Annotated in this window: 15 protein-coding genes; 9 read left to right on the forward strand and 6 right to left on the reverse strand. The window is 39.0% G+C overall.

Going from position 1 to position 18372, the window contains the following annotated elements:
* Positions 1 to 80: 80 nt before the first annotated feature.
* Together BM386_RS21555 and BM386_RS21560 are read left to right on the forward strand one after the other, a co-directional pair.
* The gene (locus BM386_RS21555; RefSeq protein ID WP_244545592.1) at positions 81 to 1187 is read left to right on the forward strand and encodes a sensor histidine kinase; all 1107 of its coding nucleotides are present in this window, start codon (positions 81 to 83) and stop codon (positions 1185 to 1187) included.
* A complete protein-coding gene (locus tag BM386_RS21560) occupies positions 1184 to 1921 on the forward strand; it encodes a LytR/AlgR family response regulator transcription factor (protein WP_091697987.1) in 738 nt (245 codons plus the stop codon). The genes BM386_RS21555 and BM386_RS21560 overlap by 4 nt, the downstream gene beginning before the upstream one ends.
* A 489-nt stretch (positions 1922 to 2410) precedes the next feature.
* Here BM386_RS21560 and BM386_RS21565 read toward each other — a convergent pair whose 3' ends face one another.
* Positions 2411 to 3088: an RNA polymerase sigma factor gene (locus BM386_RS21565; RefSeq protein ID WP_091697988.1), complete on the reverse strand. Its 678-nt coding sequence runs from the start codon at positions 3086 to 3088 to the stop codon at positions 2411 to 2413.
* Between the two features lie 486 nt (positions 3089 to 3574).
* On the opposite strand from BM386_RS21565, the gene BM386_RS21575 reads away from it, so the two are divergent.
* The 3 genes from BM386_RS21575 (at position 3575) to BM386_RS21585 (ending at position 9899) form a co-directional block, all read left to right on the forward strand.
* The gene (locus tag BM386_RS21575) at positions 3575 to 4606 is read left to right on the forward strand and encodes a FecR family protein (protein ID WP_091697991.1); all 1032 of its coding nucleotides are present in this window, start codon (positions 3575 to 3577) and stop codon (positions 4604 to 4606) included.
* 70 nt (positions 4607 to 4676) lie between these two features.
* A complete protein-coding gene (locus BM386_RS21580; RefSeq protein ID WP_091697993.1) occupies positions 4677 to 8057 on the forward strand; it encodes a SusC/RagA family TonB-linked outer membrane protein in 3381 nt (1126 codons plus the stop codon).
* A gap of 15 nt (positions 8058 to 8072) precedes the next feature.
* The gene (locus BM386_RS21585) at positions 8073 to 9899 is read left to right on the forward strand and encodes a RagB/SusD family nutrient uptake outer membrane protein (protein ID WP_091697994.1); all 1827 of its coding nucleotides are present in this window, start codon (positions 8073 to 8075) and stop codon (positions 9897 to 9899) included.
* A gap of 157 nt (positions 9900 to 10056) precedes the next feature.
* Here the strand turns inward: BM386_RS21585 and BM386_RS21590 are convergent, their stop codons facing one another.
* Entirely contained in the window at positions 10057 to 11253 is a 1197-nt protein-coding gene (locus tag BM386_RS21590) for an alpha/beta hydrolase family protein (RefSeq protein WP_091697996.1), read from the reverse strand.
* 483 nt (positions 11254 to 11736) lie between these two features.
* Between BM386_RS21590 and BM386_RS21595 the strand changes: the two genes are divergently transcribed.
* Positions 11737 to 12723 (forward strand): ArdC family protein, encoded by a 987-nt coding sequence (locus tag BM386_RS21595; protein WP_091697998.1) that lies wholly within the window; start codon positions 11737 to 11739, stop codon positions 12721 to 12723.
* A gap of 192 nt (positions 12724 to 12915) precedes the next feature.
* On the opposite strand, the gene BM386_RS21600 is transcribed toward BM386_RS21595, so the two are convergent.
* From BM386_RS21600 to BM386_RS21610, 3 genes are all read right to left on the reverse strand, one after another.
* Positions 12916 to 13914 (reverse strand): aldo/keto reductase, encoded by a 999-nt coding sequence (locus BM386_RS21600; protein ID WP_091697999.1) that lies wholly within the window; start codon positions 13912 to 13914, stop codon positions 12916 to 12918.
* A 194-nt stretch (positions 13915 to 14108) separates the two neighbouring features.
* On the reverse strand, positions 14109 to 14720 hold the full coding sequence (locus tag BM386_RS21605) for a Crp/Fnr family transcriptional regulator (protein ID WP_091698001.1): 612 nt from the start codon (positions 14718 to 14720) through the stop codon (positions 14109 to 14111).
* A 109-nt stretch (positions 14721 to 14829) separates the two neighbouring features.
* The gene (locus BM386_RS21610; protein ID WP_091698003.1) at positions 14830 to 15204 is read right to left on the reverse strand and encodes a winged helix-turn-helix transcriptional regulator; all 375 of its coding nucleotides are present in this window, start codon (positions 15202 to 15204) and stop codon (positions 14830 to 14832) included.
* Positions 15205 to 15290: 86 nt separating this feature from the next.
* Between BM386_RS21610 and BM386_RS21615 the strand changes: the two genes are divergently transcribed.
* From BM386_RS21615 to BM386_RS21625, 3 genes are all read left to right on the forward strand, one after another.
* Positions 15291 to 15833, forward strand: coding sequence for an NAD(P)H-dependent oxidoreductase (locus BM386_RS21615; RefSeq protein ID WP_091698005.1), 543 nt, complete (start codon positions 15291 to 15293; stop codon positions 15831 to 15833).
* A gap of 50 nt (positions 15834 to 15883) precedes the next feature.
* Positions 15884 to 16261: a nuclear transport factor 2-like protein gene (locus BM386_RS21620; RefSeq protein WP_091698007.1), complete on the forward strand. Its 378-nt coding sequence runs from the start codon at positions 15884 to 15886 to the stop codon at positions 16259 to 16261.
* A 326-nt stretch (positions 16262 to 16587) separates the two neighbouring features.
* Entirely contained in the window at positions 16588 to 17622 is a 1035-nt protein-coding gene (locus BM386_RS21625; protein WP_091698009.1) for an alpha/beta fold hydrolase, read from the forward strand.
* Between the two features lie 151 nt (positions 17623 to 17773).
* Here BM386_RS21625 and BM386_RS21630 read toward each other — a convergent pair whose 3' ends face one another.
* Entirely contained in the window at positions 17774 to 18304 is a 531-nt protein-coding gene (locus tag BM386_RS21630) for an NAD(P)H-dependent oxidoreductase (protein ID WP_091698010.1), read from the reverse strand.
* Positions 18305 to 18372 lie beyond the last annotated feature (68 nt).

Consider the following 18372-nt stretch of genomic DNA (forward strand, 5'->3'; position numbering starts at 1 on the left):
AATTTCTTAAATCAACAGATTAAGTTGCAATAGGTCACTCATTCTCAGTTTCCTTTGCAACTTGATTGAATATCAACCCCATGGAGCAAAGGAAAGTATTAAAGGGAATGGTGCATCTACTCATTATTGGGGTGCTATTATCTCAGTCCATACCTCCATTTTCCAGACCAAATTCAGGAATCACTGAGGTCTTAAATATAACATTCACCAATATCAATTTGGTGCTATTCTATATTTTGAATGTTACTATCCTCATCCCAAAATTCATCGAGAAACGATCGTACCAAAATTACCTGCTGAGCGTCCTGATACTTCTTATTTTTTCCTTAGTATTTTTTTACCTCATCAATACCTATTTCTGGAACCCCGAATCAATGATGCCTAGAAGGCCTGATTTGCCCTCAACTAATATGTTGCCGGACAGGTTGTCGGAAAACATGCCCGCGCCTAGGGATTTTGAATTCAAGCATAATCCAATTTTCTTTAGAACTTTCTCCTTCGTCTTTAGATTTCTCCTGCTGTTGGCATTAGGGACTGCTTTTGAGCTCTTATTGCTTTTCGACAAAGAGCGAAAACGAAACGATGAAATGGAAAAGCAAAAAGCTATAGGAGAGTTGAACTTTCTAAAAACACAACTCAATCCACATTTCCTCCTAAATGCATTAAACAACATTTATGCGCTGGCTAGGAAAAAATCCGAAGAGACCACCAATGCGATCCTACTGCTTTCAGATATGCTCCGACATGTCTTGTATGAAGCAGGGAAAAGTAAAATCCCCATCAAGCAGGAAATCGAATTTATCCAGAACTACATCAAAATGGAAAAGCTGAAGTTCACTGAGCAAAATGCCCCAAATATCAACTTTACGGTTTCGATCATAAACACATATTATATGATCGAGCCTCTATTACTTATGACGCTTGTAGAAAATGCCTTCAAGCATGGCGTAAGCTATCACACACCCTCTTTTATTCTAATTTCCCTTGAGGAAAATGATGCAGAACTCAAGTTTTCAGTGATCAATAGTATTTCCAGAAAGCATGATAATCCCGAGGATAAAAAACACGCAGGACTGGGAATAAAAAATCTGGAAAATCAAATGGAACTCATCTACCCAGGCAAATATTCCTTCCGCCAAAAGCGGGAAAACAACCTATTTAAAACTTTCTTGACGATTAAAAAATGAGCTACAAATGCATAGTGATCGATGATGAAGCTCTGGCTATAGATGTCCTGTCAGACTACATCGGTAAGTTTCCTCCCCTTGAGCTGGTTGGCTCATTCGACTCGCCTCTGAAGGCTATGAATGCCATTTTGAACGGGGCTGTTGACCTCATTTTTTTAGACATTAACATGCCTGATATGAACGGGATTTCATTTTATGAGAACCTTCCGATCAAACCAAAAGTTATCTTCACCACTGCTTATAGTGATTTTGCAGTGAAAGGCTTCGAGATCAATGCCATCGATTATCTGGTAAAGCCATTCAGTTTTGAGCGTTTTTTTATGGCTGTTAACAAACTGATGACCTCGGGAAAACCTATACCTTTTCCTCAGGCGAATAGCATAAATTTCGCATTCAGCGAATCTCAGGATTATATTTTTGTAAAGGCGGAATACTCCTCCATCAAGATAAATCTCAAGGACATTGTATTATTGGAAGGCTATAAGGACTATGTCAAAATCCACTTGCTGAATGAATCAAAGCCAATATTGACCCTAAGCAGTATCAAGCATTACGAAACATCACTCTTTTCCAAAGGCTTTGTGAGAGTCCATAAACGGCACATTATCTCTATAGACAAGATCGAAACTATCAGTAGAAACAGAGTTAAGTTGAAGAACAAGGAGGAATTCATCCTAATTGGAGCAAGCTACAAGGACTTTTTCTATGAATTGGTGGTGAATAATAAATTGTGAAAAAATGAGTATCAGTTTTCAAACGCAAAATTCATATCATTGGTCAACTCAAACATGCATCTAGAAAATAGAAAGGCTCTGCTAGTCAAGGTGACATACCTGTGCGTACTCTCCGTGAAAAAGATTTAGCATAAAAAACTTCGATCAAGCAGACTTCTAGTAAGGAATTTTTGCTAGGCCAACAATAGGACTAATTTTTTTTCCATTCCTTCTTCCGCCAATTTAGCCTGATCCCGCCACACGAGGCAAGAGCTTACGGCATAAAGCCCACGCACTTGTCTCTGCTGGTTTCCGTTTCCTGATTCACTGCTTCCGTAGCACCTGATTACGGCATCCTAAAAAAATTCTGGCTTAAATGTATGCATTATGGAAGCTGTAAATCAAGTGCAAAACCCTTCACTAGCTAGCAAAAATCACCTTTGGATGCCATCTAAAAGGAAAATTAAGCCAACATCCTAAAGTGGGATAGTGAATAAAAGAAGTCTTATGTCAGTTTAATGCGGTCAAGGCAGAAGTCAAAATAATAGGCCAAATGTCACTTTTGTATTTTTTTAAACTAACCGATAAAATATCAATGGCTTTATACAAAAGGTTTCTTGCTGATCGCACATTTTTAAATTGCATGGTCTCCGCAATGTCCTTGTACGATAGCCCCTCATAAAAATGGAGAAAAATTACTTCTTGTTGCCTGGTTGATAATTGGCTCGTCGAGGCTAATATCAACTTTTTAATTTCTGGCCTATAGTCTTCATTAACATGCATAAGGATAGAGTCCCCGTTTTCGAAAAGCTCTTCATTCATACTTATTTCATCATGTCTATTCTTTTCACTTCTACTCTCTTTCAATAAGGAGAGCACTTTTCTTCTGTAACTGGCAAATAAGTATGCTTTTACATTTACTGGAGCACTGAGATTTTCTGATTTCTGGATCAGATACAGAAAAGTGTCCTGTATAGAATCATATACAATCGAATCATCCTTAGTAATCTGAAATCCATATTTGCATAGAATTGATGCGTATCGATTATAGAGTATTTCTATACTTTTCTTATCATTGGCTATTATCCCTTTCCACAATTCATCATCAGTTATACGGTTATTCTCTCCAGCATCCTTTTCAGAATTCTGATCGAATTGGCCTTCCGGCTTAAAATCTCTCACATTCATGGGTTCCAGTGCTAAATGAAAACTTCTTACTTATTGAATTATGTCCTCTGTTTTTATCAAATTTTTTACTCTCCAAAACTGGTGATGGTTAGAAAAGATCTGAGAAAGGACACTAGAATAGCTTATTATTTTGGCTTTGTCAAAATATTTGGAACTAACTTCTTTAATCCATTTTCAGTCGGCAGCTGCAAAAAAGTGTCAATTCGAAGGTGAACTATATAGCCAAGGATAATGAATGAGATTCAGGAATAGCATTATAAAACCTTGAGTGTTTTCTTAAGTTCAGCCTGCATTTAATTAGTTTGAATAGGAAATACTGCTCTTAAAGCTAGCTATGAATTAAGGGAAATCATAGCACTTCCAGGAACATCAATTAGGAGTAGTATAAAATTTTTTAAAAAAAGTTAATTTTTTTTGATGTCACTTTTAGGTTTTCCCTCTCTATGGAGAAAAGTAAGTGTACTTCTCTACTTGTAAATCCGAATAATGAAATTCAATCCTAAAAGTGAATACGATTTTTTGAAAAACGAAGATTTCGTGTTGTGGGTAAATCACCAAAAAGGGCAGGACACTGAATATTGGCATCATTGGGTTCAAAAAAATCCTGATAAAGCTGAATATTTCCACAAAGCCAAAGCTATCGTCAATTCATTCCAATATTCTGGAGATGAAAAAATTGATGATTTAAGATTGAAAACTATACGCGAAAAGTTGCTGGAGGCTTATGGAAATCCACGTAAAAATATCGCTCATCTTGAAAATAAGAGCACTAATTCCAATTGGAAGAAATATAAGTGGCTGGCAGCTGCATCCGTAATTCTATTTCTTGTTTTGGGCGGATTAAGTTGGACTTATCTAAAGACGGATTACAGCGAAAGCGCCAACTGGGTGACTGTCTCTACCGATCGGGGAGAAAGAAGAAATGTGATGCTGCCTGATGGATCTTCAGTAATCCTGGATTCAAATTCATCTCTCGAATATTTGACAGATTTTGATCGGGGACGCAAAGTCCATCTGAAAGGAAGGGCATTTTTTGAGGTGAAAAAGCAAAATGGAGAAACCTTCGAAGTTTCTTCTGATCATTTTGCTGTGAATGTACTTGGTACTTCCTTCGACATGAACACCGATAAGGATAGAGGAAATGGGCATGTAGCACTAGTAACGGGTAAGGTAAATGTGAGGATGCAGAATGAGGAAGAAGTCAATTTGCTACCACTAGACGCCGCCTTTATAAACTTTGAAAGCAATCAATTAAGGAAAGGAAGTTTTGATGAAGACCAGATTTTAGGCTGGAGAAAGAATATCCTAAAATTCAAAGATGAGTCTTATAAAATAGTCTTTGAAAGAATTTCTAACTGGTACGGTGTAGAATTTATCTATGACAAAAGCCTTGATTTAAAGGGGCTATATAGCGCGACATACAGCAATCAAAAACTTGATGATGTGCTGCAAGGCTTGAGCTATGCTTCAGATTTGAAATTTCAGATAAAATCCAATTTAGTATATGTGACAGAATAGAAAGTAAGGGGCAACCCCTAGAATTATGCCTCAAAATTAAATAAACCTCAATAACAACAACCCAAAAACTATGGCAAGAAAAATACCAATTGCAGGAAGACTTTGGCGGTACAGCCTCTCTTTTCTGATCTTATTTTCACTTATTTCTACAGTGCTAGCTAGTCCAGCTAGTCTTTCTGCAAGTAATAATCAGTCTGATATCATCATAAATATCGAATTATCTGAAGGCTCCATTTTTGAAATATTCTCTGAAATTGAGCGGAAAACAGACTTCAATTTTGCTTACGATAAGGATAAATTAAAGGGGGTAGGCAATGTTAAAATCAATAAAGGAAAACAATCCCTTAAAAGTATTTTAAATACCCTTTCTGAAGAATTTGAGCTAGAATTCAAAGAAATCAATCGCGTCATTCATGTAAAACAGGTCCAAAAAACAACAGCTCCCAAAAGTATTGAATCGAAAGAGCGAAGGATTTCAGGAGTTGTAAAATCTGTTGACGGTTTTACGTTGCCTGGAGCAAATATTAAAGAAGTTGGCACCACCAATGGTATTGTAACCAATAATGACGGTGAGTTCTCGCTTACTTTGATTACTGCAGATCCTAAAATTGAGGTATCCTTTATAGGGTTTGCAAGTCAGGTGGTCGAGATCGGTGCAAGTCAGACCTATGAAATTACACTTTTGGAAGACGAAGCTGCATTGGAGGAAGTGGTAGTCGTAGGCTTTGGGGAGCAAAAGAAGATAAGCCTTGTAGGTTCTCAATCCACAATTAAGCCTGCCGAGTTAAAGCTTCCAACACGTGATTTAACTAACTCACTTGGAGGTCGGCTTGCCGGAATGGTATCTGTGCAGCGAAGTGGTGAACCAGGATATGATGGTTCAGAGATTTTTATCCGGGGTATTGCCACTTTTGGATCCTCTCCACGTGGCCCACTTTTAATTGTAGATGGGGTTCCTGACCGTCCTATCAATAACATCAATCCTGAAGATATTGAGAGTTTCACGATCCTAAAAGATGCCTCAGCCACTGCTGTATATGGTGCTAGAGGTGCAAATGGTGTAATCATAATTAATACCAAATCAGGACAAATAGGCAAGCCGATCATAAACTTTGAAGTAAGACAGGCCGTCACCTCCTTTACTCAACTGCCTAGTTTTGTGGACGGTCCGGATTTCATGCGACTTTACAATGAAGGCTTAGAAATGCGAGGAAGGACTCCTCAATATTCAGCGGAGGAAATACGAATGGTGGAATCCGGTGAAGATCCTGATCTCTATCCAAATGTGAATTGGTACGATGAGATTTTCAATAAATATGCACAAAATAGAAGTGCAGACATCAATATCCGTGGTGGTTCCGAGTATGCGAAATACTATGTGTCCGCTGGATATTACTCTGAAACAGGGATGTTCAAGGCTGACGATATAGAATCCTACAGCAACAGACTTACGCTGGATCGATTTACATTTTTGACCAATGTAGATGTCAACCTCACCAAGACCACAAATATAGAATTGGGTATCAATGGCTTTATAATAAATTCAAATTACCCTGGAGTTGGTACGGGAGATCTATTTAATATGGCTACACAGAGCCCTCCTCACATTGCACCTCCGCAATATTCTAACGGGCAATTCCCACGAGTACCTGGGGGCTACAGAAATCCTTATGAAAGGCTTACTCAGTCAGGGTATGCGACAGAATACCGAAACACCATAAGGTCAAATATCCGCGTGAAACAGGATCTGGATTTCATCACTAAAGGATTGAAATTCACCAGTATGTTTTCCTTTGATGCCTATAATTGGAACAATTTGAATAGAACCAGAAATGTGCAAACTTACTTTGCAAGTGGTAGAGATGAGGAAGGGAACCTCATTACTGAACTTGTAGACCAGGGATCAGATGTACTTGGATTTGAACAATCAAGAGGAGGAAACAGAAAGTTCTATACTGAATCTGCGATCAACTACAACAGGACATTCGGTGAAAGTCACGATGTATCGGGAATGCTGCTTTATTATCAGTCTGATTACATCAATGCTGATGCTGGTGACTTAGTTTCATCTATTCCTTTTAGACTAAGAGGTGTCTCCGGACGTGCTACATATGGTTACAATTCCAAGTACTTTATTGAGGCAAACTTTGGGTATTCCGGTTCTGAAAACTTCTCGCCTGACAACAGATTTGGCTTTTTTCCTTCATTTGGAACTGGCTGGGTAATATCAAACGAATCTTTTTTTGAACCCATGAGAGATGTGATGTCACATCTGAAATTGAGATATACCTTTGGCTTAACCGGAAATAGCAATACTAGCGACAGATTCCTTTTTCAGACAAGAATTGATGGCGGTGATGGATACACCTTTGGTGTGCCTGGAAACACTAGAGGATACAGTGGTATGCAAGAAGGTCAGGTTGGTTCTGATGTGACTTGGGAAACTGGCAGAAGACACAATCTTGGACTGGAAATGAATTTCTTCAATGATGATCTATCTTTCATCGTAGAGTTTTTCAAAGAGCGCAGAAGTGGAATCTTGATGAAATTAAATGACATTCCTGCTGCTTCTGGATACGGAGCAAATACGCCCTATGGAAATATTGGGATAACGGAAAATAAGGGTTTGGATTTAACCCTTAACTATAACAAACACTTTGGCGGTAGCGCACTGGTTAATTTCCTGACTTTTAGAGGAACATTCACCTACAATAAGAATAAGAATGTGTATGATGGATTGCCTGAATGGCAGTATCCATGGTTAAACCGTGTAGGGCATAGAATTGACCAGAGGTTCGGATATATAGCTACGGGATTATTTGAGAGCGAAGAAGAAATAGCCAACGCTCCAGTGCAGGCAGGTGATGTACGACCAGGAGACATTAGGTATCAAGATTTAAATGATGATGGGATCATAAATACTTATGACCAAAGAGCTATAGGATATGGGCCTGTACCGCAAATCATGTACGGCTTGAATATGGGGGCAGGGATCAAACGATTTGAGGTTGTCTTATTCTTCCAAGGTGCTGGATTAGTCGATTTTATGTATTCCGGTGGCGAATCAACAAATCCATTTTTTGACGGCCCAACAAGAGGGAATCTATACGATATGGCCTTGGACAGATGGACTCCAGACAACCCTTCCCAAGATGTATTCTACCCGAGAATGTCAACGAGGGAAGACATTACTACCAATTACTATGGTAGTACCTGGTGGCTATTCAGGTCAGATTATATAAGGCTAAAAAATGCTGAAGTCGCTTATAACTTTGATATGACTAAGCTTAAAAAGTTCGGTATGAAAAACTTACGGGTGTATTTGAATGCAACAAATTTAGTCACGTTCAGCCCCTGGAAAATCTGGGATCCTGAGTTGGGAGACGGAAGAGGAACCAGTTATCCAAATACGACTACGTTCAACATTGGTCTAAGAGCTAGTTTTCAATAAAATTAAATCGACGAAATGAATAGCATTATAAATAAAATTGGAAAGTATCTGACTATAGTATCCATTGGCTTTACGTTGTCTTGTTCGGAAGACTTCTTGGATACTGTACCTGATAATATAACCACGCTCGAAGACGTATTTACCAATAAGGGTATGACCGAGCAGTGGCTGGCGAGAATTTATAATCCCCTGCCAGATATGTGGAATCAGCCTTATAATCAACAATGGTCTGGACAGAGCGATGAAGCTGACTATGCATGGGTTTTCCCAGCCATTAATTCTGGGGCAATGACTCCTGATAACACAAACCACAACGTATGGTCGAGTTATTATCAGGCGATTCGGTACGCTGCAATATTTTTGGAAAACGTAGATATGAACCAAGAGATCCCCGCTGAACCAAACGGGGAAAGATTAGTACAGCAATACAAAGGTGAAGCACGTTTTTTAAGAGCCTATTACTACTGGCTACTAATGAGGCAGTATGGCCCGGTAGTCTTGATGGGTGAAAATTCTTTACCTCCGGATGCTGATTTCCAAATACCAAGAAGCACCTGGGATGATGGCATAGCCTATGTACTTTCTGAAATGGACTTAGCTATGGAAGATGTGCCGGAAAAACATCTGAACCCCAATAATCCACAGGAACTAGATCTAGCCCAAACTGGTAGAATTAGTAAGCCTATAATAAAGGCAATCAAATCACAGATTCTCCTATTCCATGCCAGCCCATTAGTAAATGGAAATAGTGATCTAGCCGGATTAGTTAATCCAGATGGTACGGTTTTAATTAATCAAAACTACGATGCAAATAAGTGGAAGTTGGCAGCCGATGCCGCTAAAGAGGTAATAGATTTAGGTTACTATTCGCTCTATAGGGTCGAAGATGAAGACCCATTCCGGGCAGGATTCTTGTCCTATAGAAATCTGATGTTTGAAGGGTGGAGAACTGAAGGCATATGGCTTAGAGCTAGCTCCGATATGTATGGGAACTGGGAAAGACACTCCTCTCCACGTAACTCCAACGGTAATGCTTGGAATGGTATTGCTGTGCCACAAGAAATGGTTGATGCATTTAGAATGTCAAATGGATTGAGAATTAATGACCCTAACAGTGGATATTCTGAGGAGGGATTTGTGGAAGAAGGAAATAACTATTATTCTCCAGGTACATTTAATATGTATGTTGGTCGTGAACCTAGATTTTATGTCAATGTCACTTTTAATGGGGCATATTGTCCAGTAGTACCAAATCCAGGGTGGAGCAGTGTAGTTGAGTATTTCTATACAGGCAATTCAGGGAAGCAGGGTGCAACTAGGGATTACCCTTCTACAGGTTATACAGCAAGGAAAAACATTCATCCTAATAATGATTATAGAGATGGTAGAAGCTTTGCTAGACCAGCTATGAATATTCGATTGGGAGAAATTTACTTGAATTACATTGAAGCATTGAATGAATATTCTCCGGGGCATCAAGATATATTTATATACCTCAATGAGCTAAGAAATCGATCTGGTCTTCCTGATTACGAAGGAGATACTGGGCAGGATGCTATGCGTGAAGTCATTCATATCGAAAGACAGGTTGAATTAATGTTCGAGGGCCACAGGTATTGGGATGTGCGTAGATGGAAAGTAGCTGACCAACCCGAATACCATCAAGGAGGAGAATTTCACGGAATGGACATTGATGAAGGGGATGGATTATCCTCTCCGGAATTTCACCAAAGATCTGTGGTATTTACCAGAGCAGAATGGGAAGATAAAAACTATTGGTACCCAGTACCTCAAAGTGAAATCGACAGAAATAAGCTGTTAGTACAAAACCCAGGATACTAGGCTAACGAAGAGTCAATTGATTAACTCCACATGTTTTTTAATGCCAATCCCCGAATGATGAAAAATTCGGGGATTTTTTATGATATAAGTAGTATGGACTTGTAGAATTTATTTGCTTATCAGCAAGATGAAGGGGATGTCTTAAGTTTTGCTGACTTCACTTCATTTCGTTAATCCATTCTGCTATTGCTGAAAAAGCAGGTATATAAAAATCATTGTTTTGTTGGCCGATTGACTCTTTTCTGTGTTGAATAATGCCGGGGGGCATAATCATACTCAGGCTATCTGTCACTTTTCTGTACTCATGATTGATACTATCTAATAAAAGAATTTCATAGTTTTCCTTTTGGCTTTTTTTGAATAGGCTTTCCATTCCTTCTGAATTTTCCTCCCAAAAAACTATTTCGTCCATTTTACCAAATACAGCCAAAACGGGACAGCTGATTTTTGGATAGTATAGCTCAGGTTGATATTGGATGAGAACTATGATACGAGGATTAAGTAGGGTTAAAGAATCATTGAGTAAGATTACCGAATCAAATTCATTCCTCTCCTTTATAGACATAGAAGCTTTTCCAGACGATGTATTATGATATTTGCGAACGTTTTCGCGATAGTTTTTATTTTCGGTTTTTAATAAGCTATATAATGAATCTATGTTGCTGATATTGGCAATTGCGGAATAGGTTCTTTTCCTGTGGAAATATAATAGGTTATTCTGTACTGTGTCCGGTTCCGTTCCATCTACTAATTTTATAAATCTATCAGTCTTATTAATATTATTGAGTGTATTCTGCAATTGAAAATCAAGCCCGGAAATACCAGGTGATGATAACAGTGCTATAAAGTGAATATTTTTATTCCTTGATGCTACTATGGCTGCCGAACTTCCTCCTTCACTATGGCCCAATAAACCTATTGGCCCAAATCGTTTATCTTTTTTTAAGGCATTGTATGCACTTTCTGCGTCGTCGGCCTGATCAAACATAGTTACGCTTTGAATTGCCAACGTAGTATCTGCCACATGACGCGGGTCATACCTAAGTACGGCTATTCCATTCCTGACCAGTTCTTTGGATAAATTTGAATAAAGCCCGCTATAGTCCCTCGAGGATGCTCCGGGAGGTGCTACCAAAATAACTGCCTTATCGTCCGCATTAAACCCTTCGGGAATGGCTAAAGTCCCAGTTAATGTTTGTTTTCCGCCATTTATGGGAAAGAAAAACGATTCTTCATAAAAGCCTTTTTTCTGTTGGTCGCCTATATCTAATAATGCACTCTTGAAGGATAACAGAGTTATACTAAAAAGGATAGCAATCGCAATCAAAAAATATTTGCTAATTGAGTTATTCATTTCAAGGATTCATCTCGGTATGCAGCCCTGATGAATTAGTTTAATTATCGTTAAGATATTGATAACCCAAGTTTTTGGGTTCATACGCATGGTGTCTCGAAGAATGACTAGATGGGCTAAAACATCCTACTTTGAATTTCTAAGTTAGTATTATTTATTCTTTAAACTCTAAGTTGTATTAACTGAACAGTTTATTTACCGGACCAAGCTTTATATCCGTGGGTTCTACAGCTGAAAACATTCTATGTCATCCCTTCACAAGAGTGTTTCTCTGGGAATTACTGCTAGGCCAACAATAAGACTAATTTTTTTCCATTCCTTCTTCCGCCAATTTAGCCTGATCCCGCCACACGAGGCAAGAGCTTACGGCATAAAGCCCACGCACTTGTCTCTGCTGGTTTATTCCGTTTCCTCTTGCAGGTAGTGCCGTTTTCAGGCTGGTGCAGCTTCATAAGTATTTGTCAAACCAAAACACAAAAGACTATGAAGACACTAGCAAAAACATCAGCAACGACACCGGCCAAGAGAAAAAGCCGAAATGATTTAGCAAGAAACAAGGGACGCAGTACCCAGTTCCCAAAAGGATCAGCGGATATCTATCAGAAGGTTACCGACCTGATCATAGAAAAGCTGGAGCAGGGGGTGATTCCTTGGAAGCAGCCCTGGCATGAAATGGGAATGCCATCCAACTACCTGACCAAGAAACCCTACAAAGGGATCAATCTTTGGCTATTGCTATCCTGTGGCCATCAGTATCCCTACTACCTGACCTTTAAACAGGCTAATTCACTGGGAGGTAAGATCAAGAAAGGTGCAAAGGCACTTCCGATCTGCTATTGGAACTTTGCCTTTCGGGACAAGAAGACGGGAAAGGTAATACCAGAAGATAGAATAGGGGAATATGACCTGAAACTGGTGAGTAAATCCGGTTTTCTCAAGGAGTTTAAAGTATTTCCCATAGAACAGATTGAGGGAATAGAATGGGAGTTTCCAGAAATCAGCAAAGTAGAGCCATTACCTGATAATGAACAATGTCGGAAGATCTATGAGGAAATGCCCCGGGCTCCTGAGTTGGTCCATACCGGTTCTTCAGCTTACTACCGGGCAGACCGGGATCAGATTACCATGCCGGAGAAAAGGCTCTTTGCATCCGCTGAGCACTATTTTGGGGTATTGTACCATGAGATCTGCCATTCTACAGGGCACCCATCCAGATTAAACAGGGTAGGAGTTTCAGAACCTCAGCAATTTGCGTCAGAATTTTACAGTCGTGAGGAGTTGATCGCCGAGATGGGAGCAGGGTACCTAAACAACCTCACCGGGATATTGGATCAGAATCTGTTGGAAAACTCGGCAGCTTATATTCAAAACTGGCTAAACGAACTTCGCAACGACAGGCACCTACTGATAGAGGCTGCCAGCAAAGCCCAAAAGGCAGTGGATTATATCCTGATGGAACCTCCGTTTTAGAAAGAGGGGAGCAATCCCCTTTTTTTTGGTCATTGACTATTTTGGCGTTACAAAGATTTAATTCAGAAGGAATTTAATTTCCGAGATAATTAGCAATATAATCTAGGAATGCAGCCATGAATTGTAAAGATTACTTGCTGAATTTCTCTTTGAATACATACACCTTATTGTATTGTTTCTTTCTGCAAAAAGTTATCTTTCTCCAACCCAGTGCGGGTAAATGGGTGTTTGTTCCGAAACCTCATTGAGAAGGAGTCGATGCTCATCTGATAACTGCCAGCCGACTGCTTCAATGTTTGCCAGAAGCTGCTTTTCATTGCGTGCTCCGATTACCACATTTGAGACCGTTTTATTTTGCAATAGCCAATTTATTGCAATCTGGGGAATTGACTTTCCGGTTTCCCTGCTGATTTGTTCTAAATGATCGATCACTTGATAAAGCCTTTCCTCTTCCACAGGAGGTGATCCAAGGTCACCTCCTGATTTTATTCTTCCTGCTTCCACTTCCAATCCCCGTTTAATTTTCCCTGTCAACCTACCCCATCCCAGAGGACTCCAAACCATTAACCCCAATCCTTGATCTTCCAGAAGAGGCATTAACTCCTGTTCATAGTCTCTACCGATCAGGGAGTAATACCCTTGGTAAACAATGTACTTTTCAAGATTTAATTTTTCAGAAACGGAGAGTGATTTCATCAATTGCCAAGCAGCGAAATTGGAGCAACCGATATATCTGACTTTTCCGCTTTTTACCATTGTGTCAAGTGTTAGGAGCGTTTCTTCAATTGGGGTTTCGCTGTCAAAACCATGCATTAAATAAAGGTCTATGTAATCTGTTCCCAATCTTTGTAGGCTGTCCTCCAACGCTTTTATCAAATGATATCGTGAGGACCCTTTATCATTTGGTTGAGTTCCCATTTGAAAGGTTGCTTTCGTTGAAATCAGACTTTGTGTTCTTTTCCCCTGAAGGGCTTTCCCTAATAAAATTTCTGAATCTCCAATGGAATACACATTTGCTGTATCAAAAAAGGTGATACCATGGTCTATGCAGATATCAATTAGACGTGTGGCTTCCTTTACATCGGTTTGTCCCCATTTTTCAAAAAACTCATTTGTCCCTCCAAAAGTACCTGTCCCAAGGCTTAATGCAGGAACATTTAAACCTGATTTTCCCAATTTTCTAAATTCCATTCCAATCTCGTTATAGTCAATTTTTAATTTTAAATAGGATGGTTTCAAATTGAATACTTAAGTAAACTCTTTCCCAGCAAGCTGGAATAACTCCTTAATCCAATCATTAACCTTACCATTTCTACAAAATTCCACATTACTGGATTTCCTGAACAGGACAATTGTCAATGAATTGATGTGAGGTATATCACATGTCATGGATTCGTTTTGGATAATCGACTGAGTGTCTCCCTGCTTACGCCTAGATAGGAGGCAATCATCGCTTTAGGAACTCGTTGGATTAATCCGGGGTAAACTGAAAGGATATGGTGATATCGGTCACTGGCATTGCTGCTTAAAAAGCATAGAATCCTTTTTTGCAATGTCAGAAGAGCAAGCGTGGTTTTCTTAAGGAAGAATGTTTCCATTTTAGGAAGTGCCTGACACAGCTTATCTCTCTGTTCCAAGGTCAAAGAAAAGGCGGTGGTTTTTTCTAAGCAATCTATTGTTAAGGTTGCTTTTGATTGTGTATGATAGGCTTCCGAGTCTGTAATCCATCGGTTTTCCATCCCAAACTGCAAGATGTGTTCTTTCCCTGTAGCGTCCAGTTTGGTGACTCTCAACAAACCGTCCAGTACAAAATATTCGTGCTGGGCATTATCTCCTTCGTGGAGGATGATCTGATGTTTTTTAAAATGCCTTAATTGGAAATGATCCAATACAAAGTCTAATTCCTGTTCTGACAAACAGACAAACTCCTCGATTTCTTTTCTCAGCCTATCAGTAGTAGATAAGTTAGATTGGTCTGTTTCATTTTTGGTAAACATTGGATAAATGGTATCGTTTTGTTGATTTTTTTAGCTGAACAGCAGTGTTTTGAATGGTTACTCCATAAAAAAAGAAGGTTTGAAAATAAGAGCGAAAAAAGGCTTTTTCCTACTGTTCTTGGATAAATTCCCCTTTTTGGATGACCAATTCATTTCCCCATTGGGTGATAGCTTCCAGAATTGGAACGAAACTTTGACCAAGTTCAGTAAGGCTATAGACCACTTTAATTGGAGGCTTTTTTCCATACACTTTTCTGGAAACCATTCCGTCTTTTTCCAGTTGTTTCAACTGCAAGCTTAATGTCATTTCTGTAACAGAAGGCATTTCCTTACGGAGTTCGCTATATCTTTTTGCCCCGTCTTTTAGATGGTAAAGGATGACCGCTTTCCATTTTCCTCCCACCAGATCCATCGTCAGACTTACTGTGCAGGGATAGGTTTTTTGGTTCAGCTTCACGTATTCGCTAAGGCATTCTGTTTTCATAGGAAGTTTTTTTGCACCTATCGAATTAGATAGTTATTGTAAAAATAAATCACTAAAAATAGTTTTGCAACTATAATAAATATAGTATGACTTTAATCATTTTGGCACATCCGACTTTCGAAACGTCTACAGCCAACAAAACAATTATTGAAGAATTGGAGAAAAGCAACCTGGAGTTAGAGATCCGTGATTTACACCAGTTGTATCCTGATTTTAAAATTGATCCCCAAATAGAACAGGAGTTTTTAGTGAGGCATGATACTGTATTGTTTCAATATCCGTTTTATTGGTACAATATGCCGGCTATTTTGAAGCAATGGTTTGATGTAGTATTTGAACATCAATTTGCTTTCGGTTCAAAGGGGGATAAGCTGAAAGGGAAAAACTTTCTGGCCAGTTTTACTGTAGGAGGGAAGGAAAAAGAGTATACCTTATTGGAAAAGCATCACTTTAAGGTATATGAATTTTGCAAGAATCTGGAGCAAACCTGTTATTTCGCCCAAATGAACCTCATTGACCCTATTTATTCTTTCAGAACGTCGAAGGCAGATGGGTACACAGCTAGCGAGATAAGGAAAACGGCAAAAGCCCATGCGGCTAAACTGATTGAGCAACTAGAGGAACTATGAGTTTTTCTACACCAGATTAAATGTTTAACCCTTAATGAATTGCCTGAATTATGACCATTAAAGTATCAAGCCCAAAATGTGGGAATTCACCAAAAATGGCCTTTCTAAAAGAGTTTAAAACTGCCTATGCCAAAGGAGACCATGATTTTTTAAAGGAAAGTGTCACTGATGAAATTGTTTGGAATAAAATCGGTGATAAGAAAACAGAGGGAAAGAATAATTTTATTCGTGAATTAAAAGAAGGAGTTTCTTTAAAGGTTCATGAACTCCTCATTGACCAGATTCTGTCACATGGAAAAGAAGGGGCTGTCAATGGGGAAATCAAATTGGAGAATGGTAAATCAGTTGCCTTTTCCGATTTTTTTATTTTCCAAGGAGCCAAAGGCACAAAAATCAAATCAATCACTTCTTATACAATTGAACTATAAGATCGAGGGGTAGGCCGTGATGGTTGATCATGCAAAATTCGAGGTGTTTAAATAATAAGTATATGAAATCGAGCATGTCGGAAGCGTCACACTACTTGTCCCGAAATTAATTCGGGAGATTGATGATTATTCACCCTGCGAGATTCCATCCCGTATCCTTCGTCACGGGACAGGTTGTGGCCTTTGAAAGACAAATTATAAACATATGAAATCAAGCATGACCCGAAGCGACACACAGAGGGATGATTATAATTCATGCGAAGATTCCATCCCGTATCCTTCGTCACGGGACAGGTTGTGGCCATTAAAAATCAAATTATAAACACATGAAAAAGCTGCTATTCTTACTCATAGGATCAAGTTTCATCATCGCCTGTAGTGAGCAAACTGAAATTAATACCGGCAAAACTCATCAAGATTACTTGATCAACAGTACGGACAGTGTGAAAATATTTGTAAGGGAGTTTCAGGATCCTGTAAATGAAACCTTATTCCCTTATCCTCTTTTATTAATTCATGGAGGTGGGCCAGGAGCCATTGCTTCATTTGATGTAGCTGTTCCGAATGGTTCGTTTGGCAGATCATTGGCTGAAAAAGGGATCAAAGTTTATTTGATGAATATCAGAGGATGGGAATCATCCACCTTACCGAAATACGAGGAAAGTGATTCGACATTGGTTATAGGCAATCATTTGGAGGCGTATAATGACATCAAAAGTGTGGTGGATTTTATCAAAGAGAAAGATAACAAGGATAAGATCTCTCTTTTTGGATGGGCTACAGGCGGACATTGGGGCGGATATTTTGCCTCCAAGAATTCTTCAGATTTAGCCCATTTTATTTCCTTGAACTCCCTGTATGGAACCAATGCACCTTGGGAACTGAAGCAGTATTTTTGGCATGAGGGAGATACCACCAAATTCAAAAAAGGTGACTTGTTCAGGACTTCGGATAAACAAGGTCTGGTTAGAAAATGGATGGAAACCATTCCTGTCGCAAATAAAGACGAGTGGAGAGATTCTTTGGTCATGGAGGGCTATAGGAAAACAGCAGTAAGTTTTGGGAAGGATACCACCCGGATGACTGTGCCGGGAGGTTATCGAGAGGAAAGTTTTTACATGTCTCAGGGTCGAAAATACTGGACAGCAGAGAATATTAATGTTCCGTCGTTGATAATCAGAACTGAACTTGATTTTTGGTCACGTCCTGATGATTTGAAGGCATTTGAACAGGATTTACCATCTACGGTAGAAAGAAGGATCATTGAAATACCAGGTACTCATTATGTATTCCTTGATAGATTGGAAAAAGGTAAAGGGGAGCTGATAGAAGAGCTGGTTGGTTTTCTCAAAATGGAATAGAACCCCTGTAAAATCGATTATACTTTACATCAGATTTGGCTTTTTTGCAGCCTATTAACATTGCGCAGGAAAATCGTTCCAGAATTCCCCGATACGCTTATTTCAGGCTCAGTGCGTCCTGCAAAAACGCTATGCCCGTAATAATTGGAAATTAAAAAGACTTTAAAAAATTTTTATACAGTGGGACGCTCCTTTCAATCCATTCCCTTGAAGAGTTTAATTCAATTCCGTAATACGCGAAAAGTGGCTGATAATCAGCTTTTACATAGGTAAAGGTAAGTTCAAATGGAGCAGTCAATTGTTCTAATGTATAGTTGTATTTTCCTGTTTGGGTATATTCATTTTCGTCTATTCCCACAGACATTGCCAAAGCAATTTTCTTTCCCGATAGCTTATAGCCACTTTTACTTCCATAAGCCCAGCCATAGGTAAGGACTTCATCTAACCATTTTTTTAAAAACGGAGGGCAATTAAACCAATATAAAGGGAACTGGAATATAATTTTACTGTATTGCTCTACTAATTTCTGTTCTGCTGACACATCAATTTTTCCGTTAGGATAAACTTCGTGCAACAGATGAATATCATATTTTTCAGGAGACTTGTTCAGCTCTTCTATCCATCGTTTATTGATGATGGAATTTCGAATATCTGGGTGGATGACAATTACTAATGTTTTCATATTGAAACAAAATTAGATGATAAAAGGCTAAATTCGTATGTGAACGACCAATTGCAGGGTACTATAAA

It is taken from the genome of Algoriphagus locisalis (assembly GCF_900116615.1).
GTDB classification, from domain to species: domain Bacteria; phylum Bacteroidota; class Bacteroidia; order Cytophagales; family Cyclobacteriaceae; genus Algoriphagus; species Algoriphagus locisalis.

Coding starts and splice junctions, on each gene's coding strand:
- BM386_RS21555 (WP_244545592.1), top strand. CDS start 81: ATGGAGCAAAGGAAAGTATTAAAGGGAATGGTGCATCTACTCATTATT.
- BM386_RS21560 (WP_091697987.1), top strand. CDS start 1,184: ATGAGCTACAAATGCATAGTGATCGATGATGAAGCTCTGGCTATAGAT.
- BM386_RS21565 (WP_091697988.1), bottom strand. CDS start 3,088: ATGAATGTGAGAGATTTTAAGCCGGAAGGCCAATTCGATCAGAATTCT.
- BM386_RS21575 (WP_091697991.1), top strand. CDS start 3,575: ATGAAATTCAATCCTAAAAGTGAATACGATTTTTTGAAAAACGAAGAT.
- BM386_RS21580 (WP_091697993.1), top strand. CDS start 4,677: ATGGCAAGAAAAATACCAATTGCAGGAAGACTTTGGCGGTACAGCCTC.
- BM386_RS21585 (WP_091697994.1), top strand. CDS start 8,073: ATGAATAGCATTATAAATAAAATTGGAAAGTATCTGACTATAGTATCC.
- BM386_RS21590 (WP_091697996.1), bottom strand. CDS start 11,253: ATGAATAACTCAATTAGCAAATATTTTTTGATTGCGATTGCTATCCTT.
- BM386_RS21595 (WP_091697998.1), top strand. CDS start 11,737: ATGAAGACACTAGCAAAAACATCAGCAACGACACCGGCCAAGAGAAAA.
- BM386_RS21600 (WP_091697999.1), bottom strand. CDS start 13,914: ATGGAATTTAGAAAATTGGGAAAATCAGGTTTAAATGTTCCTGCATTA.
- BM386_RS21605 (WP_091698001.1), bottom strand. CDS start 14,720: ATGTTTACCAAAAATGAAACAGACCAATCTAACTTATCTACTACTGAT.
- BM386_RS21610 (WP_091698003.1), bottom strand. CDS start 15,204: ATGAAAACAGAATGCCTTAGCGAATACGTGAAGCTGAACCAAAAAACC.
- BM386_RS21615 (WP_091698005.1), top strand. CDS start 15,291: ATGACTTTAATCATTTTGGCACATCCGACTTTCGAAACGTCTACAGCC.
- BM386_RS21620 (WP_091698007.1), top strand. CDS start 15,884: ATGACCATTAAAGTATCAAGCCCAAAATGTGGGAATTCACCAAAAATG.
- BM386_RS21625 (WP_091698009.1), top strand. CDS start 16,588: ATGAAAAAGCTGCTATTCTTACTCATAGGATCAAGTTTCATCATCGCC.
- BM386_RS21630 (WP_091698010.1), bottom strand. CDS start 18,304: ATGAAAACATTAGTAATTGTCATCCACCCAGATATTCGAAATTCCATC.